Source organism: Tepidimonas aquatica, from assembly GCF_007556585.1.
Taxonomy (GTDB): domain Bacteria; phylum Pseudomonadota; class Gammaproteobacteria; order Burkholderiales; family Burkholderiaceae_C; genus Tepidimonas; species Tepidimonas aquatica.
The window spans coordinates 1-24839 of record NZ_VJNA01000015.1 but is presented as its reverse complement, the minus strand read 5'-3'; the positions used below and the strand labels follow the sequence as shown (position 1 = coordinate 24839).

At 67.4% G+C, this 24839-nt stretch carries 21 protein-coding genes and 2 tRNA genes; 15 read left to right on the top strand and 8 right to left on the bottom strand.

Features of this window, described 5'->3' with window-relative positions:
* The first annotated feature begins 13 nt into the window (after positions 1-13).
* Positions 14-2140: an NAD-dependent DNA ligase LigA gene (gene ligA, locus Taqua_RS07080; RefSeq protein WP_144325996.1), complete on the top strand. Its 2127-nt coding sequence runs from the start codon at positions 14-16 to the stop codon at positions 2138-2140.
* Here the strand turns inward: ligA and Taqua_RS07075 are convergent.
* The 6 genes from Taqua_RS07075 to Taqua_RS07050 all read right to left on the bottom strand — a co-directional run bounded on the left by Taqua_RS07075 (position 2130) and on the right by Taqua_RS07050 (position 7067).
* Entirely contained in the window at positions 2130-2519 is a 390-nt protein-coding gene (locus Taqua_RS07075) for a hypothetical protein (protein WP_144325994.1), read from the bottom strand. The two genes, ligA and Taqua_RS07075, sit on opposite strands and share 11 nt — an antisense overlap.
* A 49-nt stretch (positions 2520-2568) precedes the next feature.
* The gene (locus Taqua_RS07070; protein ID WP_144326076.1) at positions 2569-5238 is read right to left on the bottom strand and encodes a [protein-PII] uridylyltransferase; all 2670 of its coding nucleotides are present in this window, start codon (positions 5236-5238) and stop codon (positions 2569-2571) included.
* 37 nt (positions 5239-5275) lie between these two features.
* Positions 5276-6097 carry a type I methionyl aminopeptidase gene (gene map / locus Taqua_RS07065; RefSeq protein WP_144325992.1) on the bottom strand — a complete coding sequence of 274 codons (822 nt, stop codon included), beginning with the start codon at positions 6095-6097 and terminating at the stop codon, positions 5276-5278.
* Positions 6098-6147: 50 nt separating this feature from the next.
* A tRNA-Arg gene (locus Taqua_RS07060) sits at positions 6148-6224 on the bottom strand.
* 14 nt (positions 6225-6238) lie between these two features.
* Positions 6239-6315: transfer RNA gene (locus tag Taqua_RS07055), tRNA-Pro, on the bottom strand.
* 50 nt (positions 6316-6365) lie between these two features.
* Complete coding sequence (locus tag Taqua_RS07050) at positions 6366-7067, bottom strand: glutathione S-transferase C-terminal domain-containing protein (RefSeq protein ID WP_144325990.1); 702 nt, start codon at positions 7065-7067, stop codon at positions 6366-6368.
* 157 nt (positions 7068-7224) lie between these two features.
* Between Taqua_RS07050 and rimP the strand changes: the two genes are divergently transcribed.
* From rimP to Taqua_RS07015, 7 genes are read left to right on the top strand one after another with little or no spacing between them, the layout of a single operon-like run.
* The gene (gene rimP, locus Taqua_RS07045; RefSeq protein WP_144325988.1) at positions 7225-7818 is read left to right on the top strand and encodes a ribosome maturation factor RimP; all 594 of its coding nucleotides are present in this window, start codon (positions 7225-7227) and stop codon (positions 7816-7818) included.
* A gap of 38 nt (positions 7819-7856) precedes the next feature.
* The gene (gene nusA, locus Taqua_RS07040; protein WP_144325986.1) at positions 7857-9356 is read left to right on the top strand and encodes a transcription termination factor NusA; all 1500 of its coding nucleotides are present in this window, start codon (positions 7857-7859) and stop codon (positions 9354-9356) included.
* A gap of 42 nt (positions 9357-9398) precedes the next feature.
* Positions 9399-12266, top strand: coding sequence for a translation initiation factor IF-2 (gene infB / locus Taqua_RS07035; RefSeq protein WP_144325984.1), 2868 nt, complete (start codon positions 9399-9401; stop codon positions 12264-12266).
* 9 nt (positions 12267-12275) lie between these two features.
* Complete coding sequence (gene rbfA / locus Taqua_RS07030; protein ID WP_144325982.1) at positions 12276-12650, top strand: 30S ribosome-binding factor RbfA; 375 nt, start codon at positions 12276-12278, stop codon at positions 12648-12650.
* Positions 12647-13609: a tRNA pseudouridine(55) synthase TruB gene (gene truB / locus Taqua_RS07025; RefSeq protein ID WP_144325980.1), complete on the top strand. Its 963-nt coding sequence runs from the start codon at positions 12647-12649 to the stop codon at positions 13607-13609. The genes rbfA and truB overlap by 4 nt, the downstream gene beginning before the upstream one ends.
* The gene (gene typA / locus Taqua_RS07020; RefSeq protein WP_144325978.1) at positions 13606-15435 is read left to right on the top strand and encodes a translational GTPase TypA; all 1830 of its coding nucleotides are present in this window, start codon (positions 13606-13608) and stop codon (positions 15433-15435) included. Before truB ends, typA begins: the two co-directional genes overlap by 4 nt.
* Positions 15432-16550 (top strand): enoyl-CoA hydratase/isomerase family protein, encoded by a 1119-nt coding sequence (locus Taqua_RS07015; protein WP_144325976.1) that lies wholly within the window; start codon positions 15432-15434, stop codon positions 16548-16550. Before typA ends, Taqua_RS07015 begins: the two co-directional genes overlap by 4 nt.
* A 69-nt stretch (positions 16551-16619) precedes the next feature.
* Here the strand turns inward: Taqua_RS07015 and smpB are convergent, their stop codons facing one another.
* Complete coding sequence (smpB, locus tag Taqua_RS07010; RefSeq protein ID WP_132962614.1) at positions 16620-17099, bottom strand: SsrA-binding protein SmpB; 480 nt, start codon at positions 17097-17099, stop codon at positions 16620-16622.
* 32 nt (positions 17100-17131) lie between these two features.
* Here smpB and Taqua_RS07005 point away from each other — a divergent pair, with 32 nt between their 5' ends.
* The 6 genes from Taqua_RS07005 (at position 17132) to Taqua_RS06980 (ending at position 21902) form a co-directional block, all read left to right on the top strand.
* On the top strand, positions 17132-17596 hold the full coding sequence (locus Taqua_RS07005) for a type II toxin-antitoxin system RatA family toxin (RefSeq protein WP_144325974.1): 465 nt from the start codon (positions 17132-17134) through the stop codon (positions 17594-17596).
* Positions 17597-17602: 6 nt separating this feature from the next.
* The gene (locus Taqua_RS07000; protein WP_144325972.1) at positions 17603-17911 is read left to right on the top strand and encodes an RnfH family protein; all 309 of its coding nucleotides are present in this window, start codon (positions 17603-17605) and stop codon (positions 17909-17911) included.
* A 60-nt stretch (positions 17912-17971) separates the two neighbouring features.
* Positions 17972-19444, top strand: coding sequence for an IMP dehydrogenase (gene guaB, locus Taqua_RS06995; protein ID WP_144325970.1), 1473 nt, complete (start codon positions 17972-17974; stop codon positions 19442-19444).
* Positions 19445-19515: 71 nt separating this feature from the next.
* A complete protein-coding gene (guaA, locus tag Taqua_RS06990; RefSeq protein ID WP_068609583.1) occupies positions 19516-21132 on the top strand; it encodes a glutamine-hydrolyzing GMP synthase in 1617 nt (538 codons plus the stop codon).
* A gap of 108 nt (positions 21133-21240) precedes the next feature.
* Complete coding sequence (locus tag Taqua_RS06985) at positions 21241-21495, top strand: FitA-like ribbon-helix-helix domain-containing protein (protein WP_144325968.1); 255 nt, start codon at positions 21241-21243, stop codon at positions 21493-21495.
* Positions 21492-21902 carry a type II toxin-antitoxin system VapC family toxin gene (locus tag Taqua_RS06980; RefSeq protein WP_144325967.1) on the top strand — a complete coding sequence of 137 codons (411 nt, stop codon included), beginning with the start codon at positions 21492-21494 and terminating at the stop codon, positions 21900-21902. Before Taqua_RS06985 ends, Taqua_RS06980 begins: the two co-directional genes overlap by 4 nt.
* 92 nt (positions 21903-21994) lie before the next feature.
* Here the strand turns inward: Taqua_RS06980 and Taqua_RS06975 are convergent, their stop codons facing one another.
* Entirely contained in the window at positions 21995-24529 is a 2535-nt protein-coding gene (locus Taqua_RS06975) for a hypothetical protein (RefSeq protein WP_221933924.1), read from the bottom strand.
* A 108-nt stretch (positions 24530-24637) separates the two neighbouring features.
* On the opposite strand from Taqua_RS06975, the gene Taqua_RS06965 reads away from it, so the two are divergent.
* A partial coding sequence (locus Taqua_RS06965) for a transposase (RefSeq protein ID WP_144325965.1) occupies positions 24638-24839 on the top strand: 202 nt, incomplete at its 3' end.

Here is a 24839-nt window from a genome sequence, read left to right as displayed (position 1 = left end):
TAATCGCGCACCGATGAGCCACATCCCCTCCGACCCGCCATCCGACCTTTGGGCCACGGCCGAACAGGCCGACCGCCAGCGTATCGAGCAGCTGCGCGCACTGCTGCGCCACCATGCGTGGCGCTACTACGTGCTGGATAACCCGGAAATCCCCGATGCCGAGTACGACCGCCTGATGCAGGAGCTGCAGGCGCTGGAAGCCCGCCACCCGCAGTGGGTCACGCCGGACTCGCCGACGCAGCGCGTCGGGGCGCAGCCCTCGGCCGCGTTTGCGCCGGTCGAACACCGGGTGCCGATGCTGTCGATCCGCACCGAGACCGACACCTCGCCGCAGGCGGCCCTGGCCTTCGACGCCCGCATCCGCAAGGAGCTGGGGCTGCAGCCCAGCGACCCGCCGGTGGACTACGTGGCCGAGCCCAAGTTCGACGGCCTGGCCATCGCGCTGCACTACGACCACGGGGTGCTGGTGTGCGCTGCCACCCGGGGCGACGGCGTGACCGGCGAAGACGTCACGCACACCGTGCGCACCATCGCGCAGGTGCCGCTGCGCTTGCTGGGCGACGGCGCCACCATCCCGTGGCTGGAGGTGCGCGGTGAGGTGTACATGCGGCGCGACGACTTCGAGGCGCTCAACGAGCGCCAGCGCCAGCGCATCGCCGCCGGGGACAAGGGCGAAAAAACCTTCGTCAACCCACGCAACGCGGCCGCGGGGGCGGTGCGGCAGCTCGACCCCGCGGTGGCGGCGGCGCGGCCGCTGAGTTTTTTTGCCTATGGGCTGGGCGATGTCACCCCCGCGCCGCAAGGAGGCCCGGCGTTCGAGCGCCACTGGCACGTGCTGCAGGCGCTGCGCGCCTGGGGTTTTCCGGTGTCGGCGCTGGCGCAGCGCTGCGTCGGAGGTCAGGCGTTGGCCGACTACCACCGCCGCATCGGGCAGATGCGCGACACGCTGCCGTTCGACATCGATGGCGTCGTCTACAAGGTGGACCGGCTCGATTGGCAACAGCAGCTGGGCTTCGTGACGCGCGAACCACGCTGGGCGCTGGCGCACAAGTACCCGGCGCAGGAGCAGTTGACCCGTGTGCTGGCCATCGAAGTGCAGGTGGGGCGTACCGGCAAACTCACGCCGGTGGCCAAGCTGGAGCCCGTGTTCGTGGGCGGCGTGACGGTGACCAACGCCACCCTACACAACGAAGACGAGGTGTTGCGCAAGGACGTGCGTGTGGGCGACACGGTCATCGTGCGCCGCGCCGGCGATGTGATCCCCGAGGTGGTGGCGGTGGCGCCGCCGCTGCCCGAGCCGCGTGGCGAGCCGTTTCGCATGCCCAGCCACTGCCCGGTGTGCGGCAGCGCCGTGGTGCGCGAACCCGGCGAAGTCGACCATCGCTGCAGCGGCGGGCTGTTTTGCCCCGCGCAGCGCAAGCAGGCCATCCTGCACTTTGCCCAACGGCGCGCGATGGACATCGAGGGGCTGGGCGACAAGCTGGTGGACCAGCTGGTCGACGGCGGCCTGGTGCGCACCGTGGCGGACCTGTACCGGCTGGGCCTGCGCCAGTTGGCCGAACTGCCGCGCATGGCCGACAAGTCGGCGAACAACCTGCTGGCGGCCATCGAGCGCTCGAAGGCCACGACGCTGGCGCGCTTTTTGTTTGCGCTGGGCATCCGCCACGTGGGCGAGAGCACCGCGCGCGACCTGGCGCGCCACTTCGGGCGGCTCGATGCCATCATGGACGCCAGCGTCGAGCAACTGCAGCAGGTGCCCGACGTGGGGCCGGTGGTGGCGGCCAGCATCCGTACCTTTTTTGACCAGCCGCACAACCGCGAGGTGGTGGAACAACTGCGCGCCTGCGGCGTGCATTGGCCCGAAGGGCAGGGCGCAGCCGCCGCGGACGTGCCCCAGCCGTTGGCAGGCAAGACGCTGGTGCTGACCGGCACGCTGCCGACCCTGACGCGCGACGAGGCCAAGGCGCTGATCGAAGCTGCCGGCGGCAAGGTGGCGGGTTCGGTCAGCCGCAAGACCGACTACGTGGTGGCCGGCGACGCCGCCGGCAGCAAGCTGGACAAGGCCCGCGAGCTGGGCGTGCCGGTGTTGGACGAGGCCGGCCTGCGCGCGCTGCTGGCGGGCAGCGCCGTCAGTCCTTGAAGCGGTAGTGGTCGCGGTTCAGCACCGCGGCCACCGCCGTCACTTCCTCGGGCCACATTTGCAGGTTCAGCGCGCTGTTGCATTGCTCGACCATGCCGCGCAACAGCCCCGCGGTGTTGATGCGCCCCTGTGGGCGGTAAATGGCGCTGCCGTCGCCGCCCACCTTGTCGGCGTGGCACTGCGCGCAGCGGTGTTGCCGGATCAGCTGCTCGCCCAGCGCCAGGTCGGCGTCGCGGAAGATGGCGGGCACCTCGGCGCTCGCCCACGGCACGGCCAGCAGCGCGCTGGCGCCGGCGCACCAAGCCGCTAGGCGTTGGTGCCAACGAACCGCGGTGCGCGCCGCCGCTGCGCGGGCGGGTTGGCTGGTCGTGGTGTGCATCGTGTCGACTCCCCTGCGCGGGTTGGGGTGGCCCCACGGCCACGGGACTTCATGCTACCGCGCTGGCCGACTCGTCGTCCAGCACTTGCATCAGATCGTGCGTGAGCTGGGCTTGTTCCCGTACCATGTGCAAAGCGACCCCACTGATGACGAAGGTGTCTTCCACCCGCTCGCCCAGCGTGGTGATTTTGGCCAGTTGCAGCTGCACGCGGTGCTGCGCGAACACGCGCGCGATGCGGTACAGCAGCCCTTTGCGGTCACCCGCCGACACCGACAGCAGCCAGCGCTGGCCGCGCTCGTCGGGCTGCAGCGTCACCCGTGGCACCACCGGAAAGCTGCGCATGCGCCGCGAGGCGCGCGCCCGTGTGGGCTCCGGCAGCGGCGCATCCGGTTGCAGCGCCCGCGGCAAGCCGCTTTCTACCAAGGTGACCAGCTCGCGGTAGTGCTGTGGCATCGTGTCGGTGGCGACTTGGAAGGTGTCCAGCGCGCAGCCGTCGGCGGTGGTGTGGACCTTGGCGTCCAAAATCGAAAACCCAGTGCGGTCGAAGTAGCCGCAGATACGGGCAAACAGGTCAGGCTGGTCGGCGGTGTAGACCATCACCTGCAGCCCTTCGCCGGCACTGGACAGGCGTGCACGCACCACCGTGGGGTGGGTTGCTGCATCGGTGTGTTGGGCCAGCGCGCGCGACAGGTGGCGGGTGTGCCAGGCGACTTCGTCGGCGCTGTGGCGCATGAAGTAACCCACATCCAGCCGCGCCCACAACGCCGCGTGCGCCTGGTGGGGCAGGGCGTGCAGCGCCAGTTGTGCCAGCGCGTCGCGCTTGCGCGCTTGCACTTCGGCATGGGGGTCGGGCGCACCGCCGCCCAGCACGCGCAGCGTGGCGCGGTACAGGTCCTCCAACAGCTTGGCTTTCCAACCGTTCCACACCTTGGGGCTGGTGCCGCGGATGTCGGCCACCGTCAACAGGTACAACCCCGTCAGGCGCCGCTCGTCACCGACGCGCTCGGCAAACGCCCGGATGACGTCCGGGTCGGTGGTGTCTTGCCGTTGCGCCACGTGGCTCATCGTCAGGTGCTCGGCCACCAAAAAACGCACCAACTCGGCGTCGTCGCGCGCCATGCCGTGCTGGCGGGCAAAGGTCATGACGTCGCGTGCGCCCAGCACCGAGTGGTCGCCGCCACGGCCCTTGCCGATGTCGTGAAACAGCGCGGCCAGGTACAGCAGCCAAGGCTTGTCCCACCCGGCCGCCAGTTGGGAGCAAAACGGGTACTCGTGCGCGTGCTCCGGCATGAAAAAGCGCCGCATGTTGCGCAGCACCATCAGGATGTGCTGGTCCACCGTGTAGACGTGGAACAGGTCGTGCTGCATTTGGCCGACCGTGTTGCGAAACGGCCACAGGTAGCGCCCCAGCACCGAGGTCTGGTTCATCAGCCGAAACGCATGCGTGATGCCCTGCGGCTGCTGCAGGATCTGCATGAACGTTCGCCGGTTGACGGGGTCGCGCCGAAAGGCCGCGTTCATCACCGGCCGGGCGTTGTACAGCGCGCGCAACGTGCGCGCCGACAGCCCCTTGATGCCCGGTGTTTGCTGATACAGCAAAAACGTTTCCAAAATGGCGTGCGGCTCGCGCCAGTACAGGTCATCGTGCACGACGTCCAGCATGCCGTCGCGCTCGGCAAAGCGCGCGTTGATGGGGCGCGACTGTGCGGGGTGGCGGTTGCTGTGTTCGAGCCGCTCGCGGATGTTGAGCAGCAAAATCTGGTTGAGCTGCGTGACCGCCTTGGCGGCCCAGTAGTAGCGGCGCATCAGGCGCTCGCTGGCGCGGCGCGCGCGCCGGGCACGGTGTTCGCGGCCCGGCTCGGGGGGCAGGTCGGGCTCGATGCCGAAGGCGCTGGCCAGCGCCGACTGCAAGTCGAACACCAGCCGGTCCTCGCGCCGACCGGCCAGGATGTGCAGCCGGGCGCGGATCAGCGCCAGCAGCGCCTCGTTGGCGCGCAGCTGCCGTGCCTCGCGCGGGGTGGCCATGCCGCTGCGCGCCAGCGCTTGCCAGGTGTGGCCCAGGCCCGCCGCCCGTGCCACCCACAAAATCACCTGCAGGTCGCGCAGACCGCCGGGCGATTCTTTGCAGTTCGGCTCCAGCGCGTAGGGGGTGTTTTCGTAGCGCTGGTGGCGCTGCTGCATCTCGAAGTATTTGGCGCGGCAAAACGCCAGCGGGTCGATGGCGGCGCGCACGGCTTGCAGCAGCGCTTGCGCCGGCGCGCGTGCGCCGGCCAACCAGCGTCCCTCCAGCAGCGCGGTCTGTACGGTGATGTCGGCCGCGGCTTCGTCCAGGCACTGTCGTTGCGCGCGCGCGCTGGAGCCGATTTCCAGCCCCATGTCCCAGCAGGCGCCGACCAAGCGCTCCACCGCCGCGTGCTCATCGGCGCTGGCGTTGTCCGGCAACAACACCAGCAGGTCGATGTCGGAGTGTGGAAACAGCTCGCCACGGCCGTAGCCACCCACCGCCAGCAACGCCAGCCTTGGCGGCATCGCCAGCCGCTGCCACAGCGCGCGCAGCGTACTGTCGGTGACACGGGCCAGACGCCGCAGCCGTGGCCGGATGCCCGAGGCGCGGCCGCCCAGCGCCTCGATCTCGCGCAAGACCGCCGTCTTGGCCTGGCGGTGCTGCTCGCGCAGCGCGGTCAGATCCTGTGGGGTGGATGGTGGTGGGTTCGCCATACCCACGGCGGCAAGCAAACGGCGTGCCGGCCAGGCTTCAGGGCGCGGTCGAGGCCGCGGCCTGCACAAACGCCGGCGGCGGCGGACTGCCCGCTGACAGCGTCAGCACCTCGTAGCCGTCGTCGGTGCACAGCACGGTGTGCTCCCACTGGGCCGACAGCATGCGGTCACGCGTCACGATGGTCCAGCCGTCGCCCAGCTCACGGATGTCGCGCCGCCCCTGGTTGATCATCGGCTCGATGGTGAACGTCATGCCGGCGCGCAGCTCCATGCCGGTGCCCGGCTGGCCGTAGTGCAGCACCTGCGGGTCTTCGTGGAACTTGCGCCCGATGCCGTGGCCGCAAAACTCCCGCACCACGCTGTAGCCTGCGGCTTCGGCAAAGCGCTGGATCGCGTGGCCGATGTCTCCCAGCCGCACACCCGGGCGCACCATCACGATGCCTTTCCACATCGCCTGGTAGGTGATTTCGCACAACCGGCGTGCATGCGGGGCGACTTCGCCGACGTAGAACATGCGGCTGGTGTCGCCGTGCCAGCCGTCTTTGATGACGGTGACGTCGATGTTGACGATGTCGCCCTTTTTGAGCGGTTTGTCGTTGGGGATGCCGTGGCACACCACGTGGTTGACCGACGTGCAGATGCTCTTGGGGTAGGGGTTGTAGCCGTTGGGGGCGTAGTTCAGCGGCGCCGGAATGGCCTGCTGCACGTTGACGATGTAGTCGTGCGCCAGCCGGTCGAGTTCGTTGGTGGTCACGCCCGGGCGCACGAACGGCGTCAGGTAGTCCAGCACCTCGGCGGCCAGACGGCCCGCCACGCGCATGCCCTCGATGCCGGCGGAATCCTTGATGGTCACAGTCATGGGGCGCGATGGTAACAAACGTGCGCCATCGATGTCGGCCGTGGTGGGATTGGCCCGTCCGGAGGGGCTCGAACCCCCGACCCACGGCTTAGAAGGCCGTTGCTCTATCCAGCTGAGCTACGGACGGCAGGGGTGTTGGGATGGTCGGAGCGAAAGGATTCGAACCTTCGACCCTCTGCTCCCAAAGCAGATGCGCTACCAGACTGCGCTACGCTCCGACGTCAAGCCTGCATTGTAACGGTGCCGCGGTGTGGCATGGCGGCGCGGCTCAGGCCGAAGGCCTGGGCGGCGCGCCGAACAGGATTTGCCGGGCCTTGTCGTCCAGGGGCTTGCGGGCGTCGGCCAGCACCTGCAGTGCGTGCTGTACGGCGGGGCGCGCGGCGATGCGCTCGAACCACGCGCGCACGGCCGGGTAGTCGTCCAGCTCGACGCCCTGGTTTTGCCACGGGCGTATCCAGGGGAAAGTGGCGACATCGGCCACGCTGTAGCTGCGCCCGCCCAGCCAGGGGCTGCGCTGCAGCCGGCGTTCCATGACGCCGTACAGGCGACGCGCCTCGTTGGTGTAGCGCTCGATGGCGTAGTCGATCTTCTGCGGTGCGTACAGCCGGAAGTGGTGCGCCTGCCCCAACATCGGCCCCACACCCCCCATCTGAAACATCAGCCACTGCAATACCTCCCAGCGCTGGCGCTCGCCGCGCGGCAGCAGCTTGCCGGTTTTGCTGGCCAGGTACAGCAAAATCGCGCCGGACTCGAACAGCGCGATCGGTTTGCCGTCGGGCCCATGGGGGTCGACGATGGCGGGTATTTTGTTGTTGGGGCTGATGCGCAGGAATTCCGGGTTGAACTGGTCTCCCCGGCCGATGTCGATGGGGTGCACGCGCCAGTCGCGCCCCAAGCGCAAGCCGCACTCTTCGAGCGCGATGTGAACCTTGTGGCCGTTGGGGGTGGGCCAGGAGTAGATCTCGATCATGCTGCGCTCCTTCGGTGGGCGGGGCACGCCGCCGGACAGCGCGGCGCCCTTCAGTGGTAGAATAGCAGGGTCGCGACCGAATGGGCGGGTGCATACCGGCCCATTTTTTTTGGTCGCATCGATGGGCAATGTGCGACAGGCAAGGAGCGACGGCCGCATGGCGAATCAATGGCAGCAAACGGTGGCACAGACCGTGGCCGGTATGGGCTACGAGCTGGTGGACGTAGAGCGTTCCGCCGGCGGCATGCTGCGCCTGACGATCGACTGGCCGTGGGACCCGGACCAGCCGCAGCCGCGCTTCATCACCGTGGACGACTGCGAGCGCGTCACGCGCCAGCTGCAGTACGTGTTGGAAGTGGAAGGTGTGGACTACCGACGGCTGGAGGTGGGCTCGCCCGGTATCGACCGGCCGTTGCGCACGCCGCGGGATTACGAGCGCTTCGTGGGCGAGGTGGTCGAGCTGACGCTGCGTGCCCCGATTGGATCCGCTGGGGCCGGACTGGCGGCGCCGGCGCGCCGCAAGTTCCGTGGCGTGCTGCAGCGTGGGCAGGCACCGGGCGCCTGGCAGCTGGAGCTGCTGCCGCCCGAGTCGCCGCGCCCCGGCAAGGTCGGCGCGCGCAAGGCGCCGCCTGCGGCCGAGACGGTGCAGGTGCTGGGCTTCACGCTGGACGAGGTGCGCGAAGCGCGGCTGGCGCCGGTGGTGGATTTTTCCGGGCGGCGCACCCGTGGCAGCGCCCAACCCCAGCAATAACGACGAGTACCAGCAGGCAACTGGAAGGGCCTACAGTCATGAACCGTGAAATGTTGATGTTGATCGATGCCATCTCGCGCGAAAAGAACGTCGAGCCGCGCGTGGTGCTGGGTGCCGTAGAGGCGGCGCTGGCATCGGCCACCAAAAAGCTGCTGGGCGGTGACGCCGACGTGCGCGTCAGTATCGATCCCGACACCGGCGCTTACGAGACGTTTCGGCGTTGGAAGGTGGTGCCCGACGAGGCCGGCCTGCAAAACCCCGAGGCCGAGGAGCTGTACTCGGACGTCAAAGACGACTACCCCGGCATCCAGGTGGGCGACTACATCGAAAAACCCATCGAGAGCGTACCCATTGGGCGCATCGGTGCGCAGGCGGCCAAGCAAGTCATTCTGCAAAAAATCCGCGACGCCGAGCGCGAAATGCTGCTCAACGACTTTTTGTCGCGTGGCGACAAAATTTTTGTCGGCACGGTCAAGCGCATGGACAAAGGCGACATCATCGCCGAAAGCGGCCGTGTGGAGGGTCGTCTCAAGCGCAGCGAGATGATTCCGAAAGAAAACTTCCGCACCGGCGACCGCATCAAGGCGCTGATCGTGGAGGTGGATCCGACGCTGCGCGGTGCGCCGATTTTGCTGTCGCGCGCCTCGCCCGACTTCATGATCGAGCTGTTCCGCCAGGAAGTGCCCGAAATCGAGCAGGGGCTGCTGGAAATCAAGGCCTGCGCGCGCGACCCGGGCAGCCGCGCCAAGATCGCCGTGCTGTCGCACGACCGCCGCATCGACCCCATCGGCACCTGCATCGGGGTGCGTGGCTCGCGTGTCAACGCCGTCACCAACGAGCTGTCGGGCGAGCGCGTCGACATCGTGCTGTGGAGTGAAGATCCGGCGCAGTTCGTCATCGCGGCGCTGGCGCCCGCGGCGGTGCAGTCGATCGTCGTGGACGAGGAGCGCCACGCGATGGACGTGGTGGTGGACGAGGAAAACCTGGCCATTGCCATTGGCCGCGGCGGTCAGAACGTGCGCCTGGCTTCGGAGCTGACGGGCTGGAAGATCAACATCATGACCGCCGAGGAATCGGCGGCCAAGCAGGCGCAGGAGCGCCAGGCGCTGCGCGAGCTGTTCATGAGCAAGCTCGACGTAGACGAGGAGATCGCTGACATCCTTATCGAAGAGGGCTTCACCAGCTTGGAGGAGGTGGCTTATGTGCCGCTGCAGGAAATGCTGGACATCGAAGCCTTCGACGAGGATACCGTCAACGAGCTGCGCGCCCGCGCCAAGGACGCGCTGTTGACGATGGAAATCGCCAAGGAAGAAAGCGTCGAGGAGGTGTCGCAGGATTTGCGTGACCTCGAAGGTTTGACCACCGATCTGATTGCCAAACTGGCCGAAGCCGGCGTGCACACGTTGGACGACCTGGCCGACCTGTCGGTGGACGAGTTGGTGGAGATCACCGGGCAAAGCCGTGACGAAGCGACGGCACTGATCATGAAAGCGCGCCAGCATTGGTTCAGCGACGATGCGGCCGCCGCACGCGAATGATCGGAGCCGACTGTAAGCCGAACATTCAAAAAAAGGAATCCTATGTCGAGCAACACCGTCGCCGAATTCGCCGCCGAACTGAACAAGCCCGTCTCGCTGCTGTTGGAGCAGTTTGCCGCCGCTGGCGTGCACAAGCAGGCGGGTAGCGACCCCGTCACCGAGGTGGACAAGCTGCGCCTGCTGGCGTACCTGAAAGCGGCGCACGGCACGCTCGGCCAGGAACGACGCAAGATCACGCTGACCAAAAAGTCCACCACCGAAATCAAACAAGCCGACGCCACGGGGCGTGCACGCACGATCCAGGTGGAGGTGCGCAAAAAGCGCACCTTCATCAAGCGCGACGACGAGCCCAGCCCGACCCCTGACGCCGCGGCGCAACAAGCGGTCGAGGCCGAAGAGGCCGCGCGCGCCGCCGAGTTGGCCCGGCGCGAGGAGGAAGCCCGCCTGCAAGCCGAGCGTCTGCGGCAGGAAGAAGAAGAGCTGGCACGCCGCCGCCGCGAGCGCGAAGAAGCTGAGGCCCGCGCGGCCGAGGAAGCGCGGCTGGCGCGAGAGGCCGAAGCGCGGGCGCGCGCCGAGCGCGAAGCGGCGGCAGCGCGCGCCGCCGCGGCGGCAACCGCCTCCGGCGGCGAGCCGGCGAACCCCGAGCCGCCGACCGAGCCTGCGCCAACGCCTGCCGCGCAGCAGGCGGCTGCCGAACAGCAGCGCCGTCAGCAGGCCGAGCGCGAAGCCGAAGAAGCGCGCGCCCGCGAGCTGGAGGAGCGCCGCCGCAAAGCCTTGGCCGAAGCCGAGGCGATTCGCGCGATGCTGGCGCAGCCGCGCAAGGTGCTGGTGGCCAAAAAGCCCGAAGAGCCCAAGCCTGCGGCCGACGCCGCCAAGGCCGGGCTCAAGGGGACGCTGCACAAGCCCGCCTCCACGCCCGCGCGGGGTGCAACGCCGGCGTCGGCGCCGGCCAAAAAAGAAGTCAAGTCCGAGGCGCTGTCGTCGTCGTGGAAGGACGAGGCCGGCAAAAAGAAAGACGCCGCCAAGGCCCGTGCCGACGCGGTGGCGGCGCGCAGCAGCGGCAGCTCGTGGCGCGCCGGCCCCAAAGGCAAGCCTGGCAAGGGCGGCCGCGACGACCGCGGCAGCCAGCCTGGGATGTCGGGTGCCGAGCAGCGCGTGCTGGAGGTGCACGTGCCCGAGACCATCACGGTGGCGGAGCTGGCGCACAAGATGGCGGTCAAGGCCTCCGAGGTCATCAAGGTGTTGATGAAGTTGGGCCAGATGGTCACCATCAACCAGTCGCTGGACCAGGACACCGCGATGATCGTGGTGGAAGAACTGGGCCACAGGGCGGTTGCCGCCACGCTGGACGATCCGGAGGCGTTTTCCGAAGAAGAGGCGGTGCTGTACCAAGGCGAGCCCAAGCCGCGTCCGCCGGTGGTCACCGTCATGGGCCACGTGGACCACGGCAAGACGTCGCTGCTGGACTACATCCGCCGCTCCAAGGTGGCCGCAGGCGAAGCCGGCGGTATCACCCAGCACATCGGGGCGTACCACGTGGAAACGCCGCGCGGTGTCATCACGTTCCTCGACACCCCGGGCCACGAGGCCTTCACGGCGATGCGGGCGCGCGGGGCGCAGGCCACCGACATCGTCATCCTGGTGGTGGCGGCCGACGACGGCGTAATGCCGCAAACGCGCGAAGCGATCAAACACGCCAAGGCGGCCGGGGTGCCCATCGTGGTGGCGCTGACCAAGATCGACAAGCCCGACGCCAACCCGGACAAGGTTAAACAAGAGCTCGTGGCCGAGGAGGTGGTGCCCGAGGAATACGGCGGCGACTCGCCCTTCATCGGGGTGTCGTCCAAGACCGGCCAGGGCATCGACGAGCTGCTGGAAAACGTGCTGCTGCAGGCTGAGGTGCTGGAGCTCAAGGCCCCGGTGGACGCCAAGGCCAAGGGCTTGGTGATCGAAGCGCGTCTGGACAAAGGGCGCGGGCCGGTGGCCACGGCGCTGGTGCAGTCGGGCACGCTGCGCGTGGGCGATGTGGTGCTGGCCGGACAGACCTACGGCCGTGTGCGCGCCATGCTGGACGAAAACGGCCGTCAGGTCAAAGAGGCCGGCCCCTCGATTCCGGTCGAAATCCAGGGCCTGGCCGAGGTGCCACAGGCCGGCGACGAGTTCATGGTGATGGCCGACGAGCGCCGTGCGCGCGAAATCGCCACCTACCGCGCCGGCAAGTACCGCAGCACCAAGCTGGCCAAGCAGCAAGCGGCCAAGCTGGAGAACATGTTTGCCGAGATGACCGCGGGCGAGGTCAAGACCCTGCCCATCATCATCAAGGCGGACGTGCAAGGCTCGCAAGAAGCGCTGTCGGCTGCACTGCTCAAGCTTTCGACCGACGAGGTGCGCGTGCAGCTCGTCTACGCGGGCGTGGGTGGCATCAGCGAATCGGACGTCAACCTGGCCATCGCATCCAAGGCCATCATCATCGGCTTCAACGTGCGCGCCGACGCCAACGCGCGCAAGGCCGCGGAGTCGGCCGACGTCGAGATCCGCTACTACAACATCATTTACGACGCGGTGGACGACCTCAAGGCCGCCATGGCCGGGCTGCTGTCGCCGGAAAAGCGCGAGGAGGTCATCGGCATGGCCGAGGTGCGCACGGTGTTCGTGGCGTCCAAGATCGGCACCGTGGCGGGCTGCATGGTCACGCAGGGCTACGTCACGCGCAACGCGCACTTCCGCCTCATCCGCGACAACGTCGTCGTCTACACCGGTGAACTCGAATCGCTCAAGCGCTTCAAGGACGATGTGCGCGAGGTCAAAGAGGGCTTCGAGTGTGGCATCAAGCTCAAGAACTACAACGACATCAAGGAAGGTGACGTGCTGGAGTTCTTCGAGATCAAGGAAGTGGCGCGCACGCTGTAAGGAGTCGCCATGCCCAACCGCAAGGGACCGCACCGCGGCCACAAGGTGGCCGACCAAATCCAGCGCGACTTGAGCGAGCTGATCGCGCGCGAACTCAAGGACCCGCGCGTGGGCATGGTCACCATCCAGGCCGTCGAGGTCACGCCCGACTACGCGCACGCCAAGGTGTACTTCAGCGTGCTGGTGGGCGACCCGCAGGCCACCGAAGAAGCGCTCAACCAGGGCGCGGGCTTTTTGCGCAGCGCGCTGCTCAAGCGCTTGCACATCCACACCGTGCCCACGCTGCACTTCATCTACGACCGCTCGATCGAGCGCGCCGCCGACCTCAACGCGCTCATCGCCAAGGCCGTGGCCTCGCGCGGCAAGGACGAGGAGGGCGCATGACCGCCGAGCCCCGTGCACGGGTGCCGCGGCGCCCCGTGCATGGGGTGCTGTTGCTGGACAAGCCCGCGGGCATGTCCGCGCAGGCGGCCGTGTCCAAAGTCAAATGGCTGCTGGGGGCCGAAAAAGCCGGCCACACCGGCACGTTGGATCCGCTGGCCAGCGGGCTGCTGCCGGTGTGTCTGGGCGCCGCCACCAAGTTCGCGCAAGTCCAGCTCGATGCCGACAAGGTCTATGAAGCCACGTTGCGGCTGGGCGTGCGCACCCGCACCGGCGACGCCGAAGGGGAGGTGGTGGCCACCGCCGCCGTCGATCCCGCCCTGCTGACCCCTGCGCAGCTGCACGTCGTCGCGCAGCGCTTCACAGGCACGATCGAACAGGTGCCGCCGCTGCACAGCGCGCTCAAAAAAGACGGCAAGCCCCTGTACGCCTACGCGCGCGCGGGCCTGGAGGTCGAGCGCGCGCCGCGGGCGGTGACCATCCACGCGCTGACGCTCACGGCGGTGCCGGACGACCCCACGGCGCTGCACCTGCACGTGCGTTGCAGCAAAGGCACCTACGTGCGCACGCTGGCCGAAGACATTGGCCAGGCGCTGGGCTGTGGCGCGCACCTGGCGGCGCTGCGACGCCTGGCCACGGGGCCTTTGCAGTTGGCGCAGGCCGTGGCCATCGAAGCGCTCGAAGCGCTGCCGCCGCCCGAGCGGCTGCGGCTGTTGCGTCCGCCCGAAGTGTTGCTGCACGGCTGGCCCGAAGTGGTGCTGGACGAGGCCGAAGCGGGCCGCTTCCTTACCGGGTTGCGCCGCCGTGGCCGCTGGCCCGACGCCGCGCACGTGGCCGTGTTCGGTGCGCGCCCGCGCGCGCTGCTGGGCACTGCGCGCTGCGTGGGCGGCGAACTGATTCCCATCCGGCTGCTGGCGCCCACCGAGATCGCCCAGTGGCTGACCCAATCGACCGCATCATGACACGACCGATACGCAACATCGCCATCATCGCCCACGTGGACCACGGCAAGACCACGCTGGTGGACCAACTGCTGCGCCAAAGCGGCACCTTCCGCGACAACCAGCAGGTCGGCGAGCGCGTGATGGACAGCAACGACCTGGAGCGCGAGCGCGGCATCACCATCCTGGCCAAAAACTGCGCCGTCCGTTGGAAGGGCACGCACATCAACATCGTGGACACGCCCGGCCACGCCGACTTCGGTGGCGAGGTCGAGCGGGCGCTGTCGATGGTGGACGGCGTGCTGCTGCTCATCGACGCGCAGGAAGGGCCGATGCCGCAGACGCGCTTCGTGACCAAGAAGGCGTTGGCGTTGGGCTTGAAGCCCATCGTCGTCGTCAACAAGGTGGACAAGCCCGGCGCGCGGCCCGACCATGTCATCAACGCGGCCTTCGACCTGTTCGACAAGCTCGGGGCCACCGATGAGCAGTTGGACTTTCCCGTGGTGTACGCCTCGGGCCTCAACGGCTGGGCGTCGCTGACCGAAGGCGAGCCCGGCCAAGCCTGGGGCACCGACATGGGGCCGCTGTTTGAGACGATTCTGCAGCACGTTCCGGTGCACCAAGGGGACGCCGACGCTGCGCTGCAGCTGCAAATATCGTCGCTGGACTACTCCAGCTACGTGGGGCGCATCGGTGTGGGCCGCATCAACGCCGGCACGCTGCGCCCCGGCATGGAGGTGCTGGTGTGCGAGGGGCCCGACGGCCCGCGCCGCAAAGGCCGCATCAACCAGGTGCTTAAGTTCCAAGGGCTGGAGCGGGTGCAGGCCGACAGCGCCGGGCCGGGCGACATCGTACTCATCAGCGGCATCGAGGATATCGGCATTGGCGTGACCGTCACCGATCCGCTCGATCCGCGACCGCTGCCGATGCTCAAGGTGGACGAACCCACCTTGACGATGAACTTTTGCGTCAATACCAGCCCGCTGGCGGGGCGCGAGGGCAAGTTCGTCACCAGCCGGCAGATTTGGGACCGGCTGCAGCGCGAGCTGCAAAGCAACGTGGCGCTGCGTGTGCGCGAAACCAGCGAAGACGGCGTGTTCGAGGTGAGTGGCCGCGGCGAGCTGCACCTGACGATCCTGCTGGAAAATATGCGCCGCGAGGGCTACGAGCTGGCGGTGTCGCGGCCGCGCGTGGTGTTGCGGGACATCGACGGCGTGCGCCACGAGCCCATCGAGCTGCTGACCGTGGACGTGGAGGAGCAGCACCAAGGCGCCGTGATGCAGGCGCTGGGCGAGCGCAAGGGCGAGCTGGTCAACATGGAGCCCGACGGGCGCGGGCGCGTGCGGTTGGAGTACCGCATCCCGGCGCGCGGGCTAATCGGCTTCCAGACGGAGTTTTTGAACCTGACGCGCGGCACGGGCCTGATGTCCAACATCTTCGATGGCTACGAGCCTTACAAGGGCGAGATCGCCGGGCGTAAAAACGGCGTGCTTATCAGCCAGGACGACGGCGAGATCGTCACCTATGCGCTGGGCAAGCTGGACGACCGTGGGCGCATGTTCGTCAAGCCCGGTGACCCGGTGTACGAAGGCATGATCATCGGCATCCACAGCCGCGACAACGATCTCGTCGTCAACCCGGTGCGCACCAAGCAACTGACCAACTTTCGCGCCAGCGGCAAGGACGAGGCGATCAAGCTCACTCCGCCGATCGAGCTGACGCTGGAGTACGCGGTGGAGTTCATCGCCGACGACGAACTGGCCGAAATCACCCCCAAGAGCATCCGTCTGCGCAAGCGGCTGCTCAAAGAACACGAGCGCAAGCGCGCCAGCCGGGAGGGCGTATGAGCGAATTGGTCCATCTCGAGCGCACGCCCAACGGTGTGGGGCGCATCACGCTCACCCGCCCCAAGGCGCTCAACGCGCTGGATCTGGGCATGGTGCGTGCACTGACGCAGGCGCTGCGGGCGTGGCGCGACGATCCGACCGTGGTGGCGGTGGCCATCCGTGGTATCGGCAAGGATGGGCCGTTTGGCGCTTTCTGCGCCGGGGGCGATATCCGCTTTTTCCACCAAGCGGCGCTGGCGGGCGACGCGCGGCTGGAGGATTTTTTCACCGAGGAGTACGCCCTCAACCACCTGATCCACACCTACCCCAAGCCCTACATCGCCTTCATGGACGGGGTGGTGATGGGCGGCGGCATGGGCATCAGCCAGGGCGGGCGCTGGCGCATCGTCACCGAGCGCACCAAGATGGCCATGCCCGAGACCAACATCGGCCTGTTTCCCGACGTGGCGGGCGGCTACTTCCTGAGCCGCTGCCCCGGGCACGTGGGCGAATACCTGGGCTTGACGGGTGCGGTCATTGGCGCGGACGCCGCGCTGGCGTGGGGGTTGGCCGACCGCGCCGCGCCGGCGGCCGACCTGCCGCGCGCGTGGGATGCGTTGGCCCAGCTTGACGCCGACAGCCCGGCGGCGTTCGACGCCGCGTGGGTGGCGTGGATGGACGCTGCGGGCTGGCGGTCCGCCCCGGTCGCCGGCGCTGTACCGCTTGCGTCGGAGGTGCAGGCGGCCTTCGCGGCGCCGGACGTGGCGGGCATCGTGGCGGCGCTTGAGGCCGCTGGCACCGACGCCGCCCGGCACACGCTGACCGTGTTGCGGCAGCGCTGCCCGCTGATGGTGCACGTGGTGTTGCAGCAAATCCGGCGCGCCCGCGGCATGACGCTGGCCGACGAGCTGCGCATGGAGCGCGATCTGGTGCGCCACTGCTTCCACCCGCACCACCTGGGCCGCAGCCCCGCGCAAAGCGAGACGGTGGAGGGTATTCGGGCGCTGGCGGTGGACAAGGACCACCAGCCGCGCTGGAACCCGGCACGCCTGGAGGATGTGACGCCGGCGATGGTGGAGCCGTTTTTCGTCAGCCCCTGGCCAGCCTACGCGCACCCGTTGCGCGACGTGGCCTGAACCCGAAGCCGCCGCGTGCCGCGCCTGCGGTGCCGCGGCGGTGGTCCTGCGCTGCCGGGGCGGAGGGCTTTAGCGCGTGCGCTGTTTGAGCGCGCGCTCCACCTCGCGCTTGCCTTCGCGCTCCTTGATGGCGTCGCGTTTGTCGTGCTGGGCCTTGCCGCGCGCCAGGGCGATTTCGCACTTCACACGACCGTTTTTCCAGTGCAGGTTCAGCGGCACCAGCGTGTAGCCCTTTTGCTCCACCTTGCCGATCAGGCGGCGGATTTCATCCTTGTGCATCAGTAGCTTGCGCGTGCGTGCGCTGTCGGCGCGGATGTGGGTGGAGGTGCTGCGCAGCGGGTGGATCAGGCAGCCGATCAAAAACAGCTCGCCGTCGCGTACCACCACATAGCCCTCGGTGAGCTGTACCTTGCCCTCGCGGATGGCCTTCACCTCCCAGCCCTGCAGCACCACACCGGCCTCGAAGCGCTCTTCGATGTGGTAGTTGAAGAAGGCCTTTTTGTTGTCGGCGATCAGCGCGGGCTGAGGTTTGCGGTTCGGAGCACTCATGGGGCCTACAATCGGGCAAGACTCGCGATTGTATGAAACCCAAGACCGTGCGCAAATCGGTGCTGGTGTGGCACAGCGCCAAACAGATGTTCGACCTCGTCAGCGACGTGGAGCACTACCCGGCTTTTTTGCCGTGGTGTGAATATGGCCGCGTCCTCGAGCGCACCCCGGAGGGCATGGTGGCGTCGATTGGCATGGCCTTTGGCGGCGTGCACAAGAGCTTCACCACCCGCAACGTCCACGAGCCTGGCCGGCGCATTCGGCTCACGCTGGTCGATGGGCCGTTTTCGCAACTGGAGGGCGACTGGACCTTCACCCCCCTGGGTGACGGGGCTGGCGGCCAGCCGGCAGCGTGCCGCATCGACTTCGTGCTCACGTACGGCTTTTCCAGCAGCGTGCTGGCGGCGCTGGTGGGGCCGGTGTTCGACCGCATCGCCAACACGCTGGTGGACGCTTTCGTCAAGCGCGCCGACCAATTGCACGGCACGCAGGGGTAGGGCGGCATGCAGGTGGAGCTCGTCTGGGCCGAAGCGCCGCGCCGTGTGCGCGTAGCCACGTTGACGCTGCCCGCTGACGCCACCGTGGAGCAGGCGGTGCAGGCCAGCGGCTGGCCGGTGGCCGAGGCGCTGGCGCAGCAGCGGCTGGCCGCCAGCGTCTGGGGGCGCCGCGTGGCGCTGGATGCCCCGTTGCGCGACGGCGACCGTCTGGAGCTGACCCGACCGCTGCGCGTGGATCCCAAGGTGGCGCGGCGCGAGCGCTTTGCCCGCCAGGGGGCGCGGGCGCCCGGCCTGTTTGCGCGCCGCCGCCCCTGAGCCTGGCCGTGGCGGGTGGCGCAAGGGCACCGGTACAATAGCATTTTTGGAGCCAATCCCATGCGCCTGCTCGGAAAAGCCCTGACGTTCGACGACGTCCTGCTCGTTCCCGCCTACTCGCAAGTTCTGCCCAAAGATACGTCGCTGGCCACGCAGCTCACCCGCGACATCCGCCTGAACCTGCCGCTGGTGTCGGCGGCGATGGACACGGTCACCGAAGCGCGGTTGGCCATCGCCATCGCCCAGGAAGGCGGCATCGGCATCATCCACAAAAACCTGTCGGTGCAGGAGCAGGCCGCGCAGGTGGCCAAGGTCAAGCGCTACGAGTCGGGCGTGCTGCGCGACCCCGTCGTCATCAGCCCCGACACCACCGTGCGTCAGGTGGTCAAGCTGTCCGACGAGCTGGGGGTGTCCGGTTTTCCGGTGGTGCAAGCGGGCAAGGTGGTGGGCATCGTCACCGGGCGCGATCTGCGCTTCGAAACCCGCATGGACGCGCCGGTGCGCGAGATCATGACGCCGCGTGAGCGGCTGGTCACCGTGCCCGAAGGCACCACCCCCGAGGCCGCCAAGGCGCTGCTGAACAAACACAAACTCGAGCGGCTGCTGGTGGTCAACGACGCGTTCGAGCTCAAGGGCCTCATCACGGTCAAGGACATCACCAAGCAGCTCAACTTCCCCAACGCCGCGCGCGACGACAACGGCCGCCTGCGCGTCGGCGCCGCGGTCGGCGTCGGCCCCGGCACCGACGAGCGCGTCGAGGCGCTGGTCAAGGCCGGGGTGGACGTCATCGTCGTCGACACCGCGCACGGCCACAGCAAGGGCGTGCTGGACCGCGTGCGCTGGGTCAAGCACAACTTCCCGCAGGTGCAGGTGGTGGGCGGCAACATCGCCACGGGCGAAGCCGCGCGCGCCATGGTGGACGCCGGGGCGGACGCGGTCAAGGTCGGCATCGGGCCGGGCTCGATCTGCACCACGCGCATCGTCGCCGGGGTCGGCGTGCCGCAGATCACCGCCATCGACAACGTGGCGCAGGCGCTCAAGGGGACGGGTGTGCCGCTGATCGCCGACGGCGGCATCCGCTACAGCGGCGACATCGCCAAGGCCCTGGCCGCCGGCGCGCACTGCGTGATGATGGGCGGCATGTTCGCCGGCACCGAGGAGGCGCCCGGCGAGGTGATCCTGTACCAGGGCCGCAGCTACAAGAGCTACCGCGGCATGGGCTCGATCGGTGCGATGAAGGCCGGCAGCGCCGACCGTTACTTTCAGGAAAACGACGAGGCCGCCAACCCCAACGCCGACAAGCTGGTGCCCGAGGGTATCGAGGGCCGCGTGCCGTACAAGGGGTCGGTGGTGGCCATCATCTTCCAAATGGCCGGTGGCGTGCGCGCCGCGTTGGGTTATTGCGGCTGCGCCAGCATCGCCGAGCTGCACGAAAAGGCCGCGTTCGTGCAAATCACCGCCGCGGGCATCCGCGAAAGCCATGTGCACGACGTGCAAATCACCAAGGAAGCGCCCAACTACCGGCTGGATTGATACCACGCCGTGCCGAGGGCCGCCAGCGAGGCGGCCCTTCGCTTTGTCGGCCCCGCAGCGGATATGACCCGATGAACCACGACAAGATCCTCATCCTCGACTTCGGCTCGCAGGTCACGCAGCTGATCGCGCGGCGCGTGCGCGAGGCGCACGTCTATTGCGAGGTGCACCCCTGCGACGTCAGCAGCGAGTGGGTGCGGCAGTACGCCGCCGACGGGCGGCTCAAGGGCGTGATCCTTTCGGGCAGCCACGCCAGCGTCTACGAGGTGGACGACCGCGCGCCCGATGCGGTGTTCGAGCTGGGCGTGCCGGTGCTGGGCATCTGCTACGGCATGCAAACGATGGCGCAGCAGCTCGGCGGGCGCGTGGAGGGCTCGCCGGTGCGCGAGTTCGGCTACGCCGAGGTGCGCGCGCGCGGCCACACCGCGCTGCTGAAGGACATCGCCGACTTCCACACCCCCGAGGGGCATGGGATGCTCAAGGTGTGGATGAGCCACGGCGACAAGGTGGTGGAGCTGCCGCCCGGCTTCAAGCTGATGGCCAGCACCGACTCCTGCCCGATCGCCGGCATGGCCGACGAGGCGCGGCGCTTCTACGGCGTGCAGTTCCACCCGGAGGTGACGCACACCGTGCAGGGGCGGGCGATCCTGGAGCGCTTCGTGCTGGAGATCTGCGGCGCCAGGCCCGACTGGATCATGCGCGACCACATCGAGGAGGCGGTGGCGGCCATCCGCGCCCAGGTCGGCGACGAGGAGGTGCTGCTGGGCCTCTCGGGAGGGGTCGATTCCTCGGTGGCCGCAGCGCTCATCCACCGGGCGATTGGCGACCAGCTCACCTGCGTGTTCGTCGATCATGGCCTGCTGCGCCTGCACGAAGGCGACATGGTGATGGACATGTTCGCCGGCAAGCTGCACGCCCGGGTGATCCGGGTGGACGCCAGCGACCTGTTCCTGCGCGAGCTGGCTGGCGTGACCGACCCCGAGCGCAAGCGCAAGATCATCGGGCGGCTGTTCGTCGATGTCTTCAAGGCCGAGGCGGAAAAGCTCAAGGCCGCGCGCCCCGGCTCCAAGGGCATCCAGTGGCTGGCGCAGGGCACCATCTACCCGGACGTGATCGAGTCCGGCGGCGCCAAGAGCAAGAAAGCCGTCACGATCAAAAGCCATCACAACGTCGGTGGCCTGCCCGAGCAGTTGGGCCTCAAGCTCCTGGAGCCGCTGCGCGACCTGTTCAAGGACGAAGTGCGCGAGCTGGGCGTGGCGTTGGGGCTGCCGCACGACATGGTGTACCGCCACCCCTTCCCCGGGCCAGGGCTGGGTGTGCGCATTTTGGGCGAGGTCAAAAAGGAATACGCCGACCTGCTGCGCCGCGCCGACGCCATCTTCATCGAGGAGCTGCGCTCGACCATCGAGCCGAACTCCGGCAAAAGCTGGTACGACCTCGTCAGCCAGGCGTTTGCGGTGTTCCTGCCGGTCAAGAGCGTCGGCGTGATGGGCGACGGCCGCACCTACGACTATGTGGTGGCGCTGCGCGCGGTGCAGACCAGCGACTTCATGACCGCCGACTGGGCCGAGCTGCCCTACAGCCTGCTCAAGCGCGTCTCCAGCCGCATCATCAACGAGGTGCGCGGCATCAACCGCGTCACCTACGACGTCAGCTCCAAGCCGCCGGCGACGATTGAGTGGGAGTGAGGCCGCAGTTGGCTGTCGCTGGCACGGTCAGGCGCCGAACACACTTTAACCCGCTGTCGAGTGCAACGTAAGCCCGAGCCACAGCCCTATGGAGGGGGAGGGGGCGTCATGGCGATCCCGACGATCAGCAACGTGCCTGAGGACGTGCACCGCGCCTTGCGGACGCAGGCCGAGCAGCATGGCCGCAGCACCGAGGCCGAGGTGCGCGAGATCCTGGCGGTGGCGTTCAAGCCGGAAAACCGGGTGCTGGTGGGTGACGCCCTGGCAGCCATCGGCCGGAAGAGTGGCCTCACGGACGAAGACTTCGCCATCCTGGAAAGCGTCCGTGACAGGACGCCCGCCGAGCCGCCTAGGTTCGAATGATCGTCCTCGACACCAACGTGTCCGAGGCGATGAAGCCGGAACCCAACCCGGCCGTTCTGGCCTGTCTGAACGACCAGGCGGCGGAGACCCTCTACATCTCCTCAGTCACGCTGGCCGAGCTGCTGTTCGGCATCCAGGCCCTGCCGCGGGGCAGGCGCAGGGACCAGCTGGACGGCGCGCTCAACGCGCTGCTGGAGCTGTTCAGGGATCGCGTGCTGTCCTTCGACACGGAGGCAGCACGTTGCTACGCAGAGCTGGCCGTGGCGGCCAGGAATGGGGGGCGTGGCTTCCCGACGCCGGATGGCTACATCGCCGCCATCGCCGCATCGCGGGGCTTCATCGTGGCGTCACGCGATACCGCGCCCTTCGAGGCGGCGGGGGCGGCGGTCATCAATCCGTGGAGCTGACATTGGCCCGCATGTCTCCGACGTTGTGCGAGCGTGCCTGCACTCGGTGGTGGCCATCTGTGGCTTGGCGGACCCAAGTGCAGGCAATGCAGTTACGAGCTTGCGGAGACCTCCATGCTTCGGGTCGGCTCGAGCAACGCGCGGATGTACGTCTCCCCGTCTTCCTCCTGAAACAGGATGTGTTTTTTCTGCATTTCGCCTTTGGTGATGCCCCAAAGCTTGCTCATTTCATGCGAGGGCGTGTTCGAGACGATGAAGGACTCGAGCACAACATCAGGCTGCCCCAGCCGTTTCTCGATGTCCTTGACCGTTTCGTAGAAGCTGATCTTGGGATCTCGGAGGCCGACGTTGCGGATGCCTTTGGGGTCGACAAAGGTCACGCGCTGCCGTTTGCCTTCGAGCTGCCAGATGATGAAGTCCGGGTGGAAGTTGCCAGCCTCGAAGAAGCCGACGCCACGGCCCTTGCTCAGGTTGCGCAGCAGGTAGAGCTCCCGTTCTGCAAAATAGTCGGGGTTGGCGTCGTGGAACGCCTTCAGGTCCTCGATGAACCGGCGCTCGCCCTTGTTGAGCGGGGCGGGTGAGATCTCGACTGCACTGCCGTCCAGGAACAGCAACGGCTGGTAGAGGTGTCGCCCGAACCAGATCGCCTTGAGGCCCCGGAACTCCCAGTCCTTCAGATTCCCTTGCTCGATGGCCTCTTTCAGCTCTTTCAGTTTTGCGACGATTTCCTGCTGCGATTCCTCGATCAGGATCCGGTAACCGTATTCGGCGCCATCTTCGCTCAGGATGGATGGGAAGTTGGGATCGTCGTCGGTGAGGTCACGGTACTCCAGGTGCGGCAGTTCCCACTCTTTCTTGCGGAAGGTGTAGTAGCGCTCCACGTACTTGCGCAGCAGGGCCTGGGCGATCTCCTGCCATACGCGCACCTTTTCGAACGCGTCGAAGGCCAGCTCCGACGCGGGGATCAGCAGCCGGTACCAGCTGGTGTCCATCAGCAAAGCAGCGATGCCGGAACGGGGCAGGTTGAGGTTGTGCCAGCCACGCTCGGCCTTGAAACGTTCGAGGTCGAAGTACAGCTGATCGAGGTCCAGGAAGGCGATGTGCTGCTTCGTCAGGTGCGCCTCATTGGGAGCGCCTTCGTCGTCGCTGCCCGATACCCCGTCGGACTTCATGGCCTGGATCTTCGGGTACCAGTTCAGCACCACCTGGTTCTTCTGCAGATAGGCCGTGGCGGGCTCAAGGTCGGGGCGCGGGGGCTGGAGGGTCGGAACCGGCCCCAGCTTGCGGAAGGCGTCGCCAAATTCGGTCTTGATGCCGTTGATCTCTTTCTTGAGACGGATCGTCTTGAGCGGCGTCGTGCCCAGGTTCCGGATGACCGGCAGGATGAATTCGATGCGTTCTTCGTTGGCGGGTAATCCTTCATCTTCCAGGAACTTCCGGAACTGTTCCATGTAGTCGGCACGGACGCCGAAGATATGCAGCGTTTCGAGCAGGTCGATGTATCTGGGCCGTTTCAGCGCCGCGGGGAGGGTTGCACGCACGCTGCGCTTGAGGCTCATGCCGTAACCCTTCAACCGCACGCCGCGGCCGAAGAGCTGGATGATCTGCGCGCCCTCGCTGCGCCCAACGTTCATCAGCCCCATGGTGCTCACGCGCCAGCTGCTCCAGCCCTCGGTGAACTTCTTCGAACCAATGAGCACGTTGATGGCGGAGTGCGGCTTGTCCAGCTCGTGGAACAACGAGCCGGAGAATTCCCGCTCGGCGACATGCAAGCCGCTGGCTTCGCACAGCTTCACCAGCTTGGTGTCGTCACCGACGTTGATGACGCCAAAGAACGCGTTGTCGCCCACGCGCACGCCGATTTCGCCGGCGGCACCCTTCAGGTTCTCGACGTGCAGCAGGCCGCCTGCGGGAGCGTTGAACAGGGTCGCCAGTGTTTCGTCGAAGATCTGTTCCGGCGACAGGCCGCAGGTGTTCAGGTAGGCGAAACGGCCCGCGAACAGGTTCTTGCCGGTGGCCGTCAGCAACCCCTCGTTCAGCACGCGCCGGATGCGCTCGGTGCTGTCCTTGCGATTCGCCACGTAGGTGGCCAGGAACTTCAGGATGGCCACGACGTCGGACACATCCTTTTTGTCCTCCTTGCGCACGGCATTGACGCTGCCGCCCACGAAGACCCACAACGGCTTTTCGATGTTGAACGGGCGCAGGCTCGCTTCCTGTTCCCGGTACAGCCGCTGCTGCTGGAAGAACGACAGCAGGCAGGCGGTGAGGTAGGTCCTCATCCATTCCTCGTTGCGATCGTCCTCCAGGTTGAGGATGTGGTAGTCCTTGCCGAAACCGTCGCCGTAGAACCAGCGGTACGAATAGTCGAACAGCGTGCTGCGCGCGTAGAGGTCGGTCAGCTGTCGGTTTCCGGCCACGGCCTGGCCGAAGGTGGCGGAATATTCGAACGAGAAGCCCTTTTCACACAGCGCGTTGCGGAACTTCATCCAGGCCCCTTCGCCGCCTGCCGAAGCACCGCGGTGCCCTTCATCGACGAGGACAAGGTTGTTGCCCTCGAAGGCATCCACCGCCACCGTCTTCTCGCCCATCTCCTCCTTCAGCTTGGTGACCTCCAGGATTTCCACCGCACGGCCGGCGAACAGGTCGCGTCCGTCCTTGTTGAAGCGACGTCCCCCCGGTTTTGAGTAGCGCCGCGATCTGGAGTCCAATCCCCAACGACAAGGAGATTGGACGTGAAGAAGCGTTTTACCGAAGAGCAGATCATCGGCTTCCTGCGTGAGGCCGAGGCCGGCGTGCCGGTCAAGGAACTGTGCCGCCGGCACGGCTTCAGCGAAGCCTCGTACTACCTGTGGCGCAGCAAGTTCGGCGGCATGAGCGTGCCCGACGCCAAGCGGCTCAAGGAGCTGGAGGCGGAGAACACCCGGCTGAAGAAGC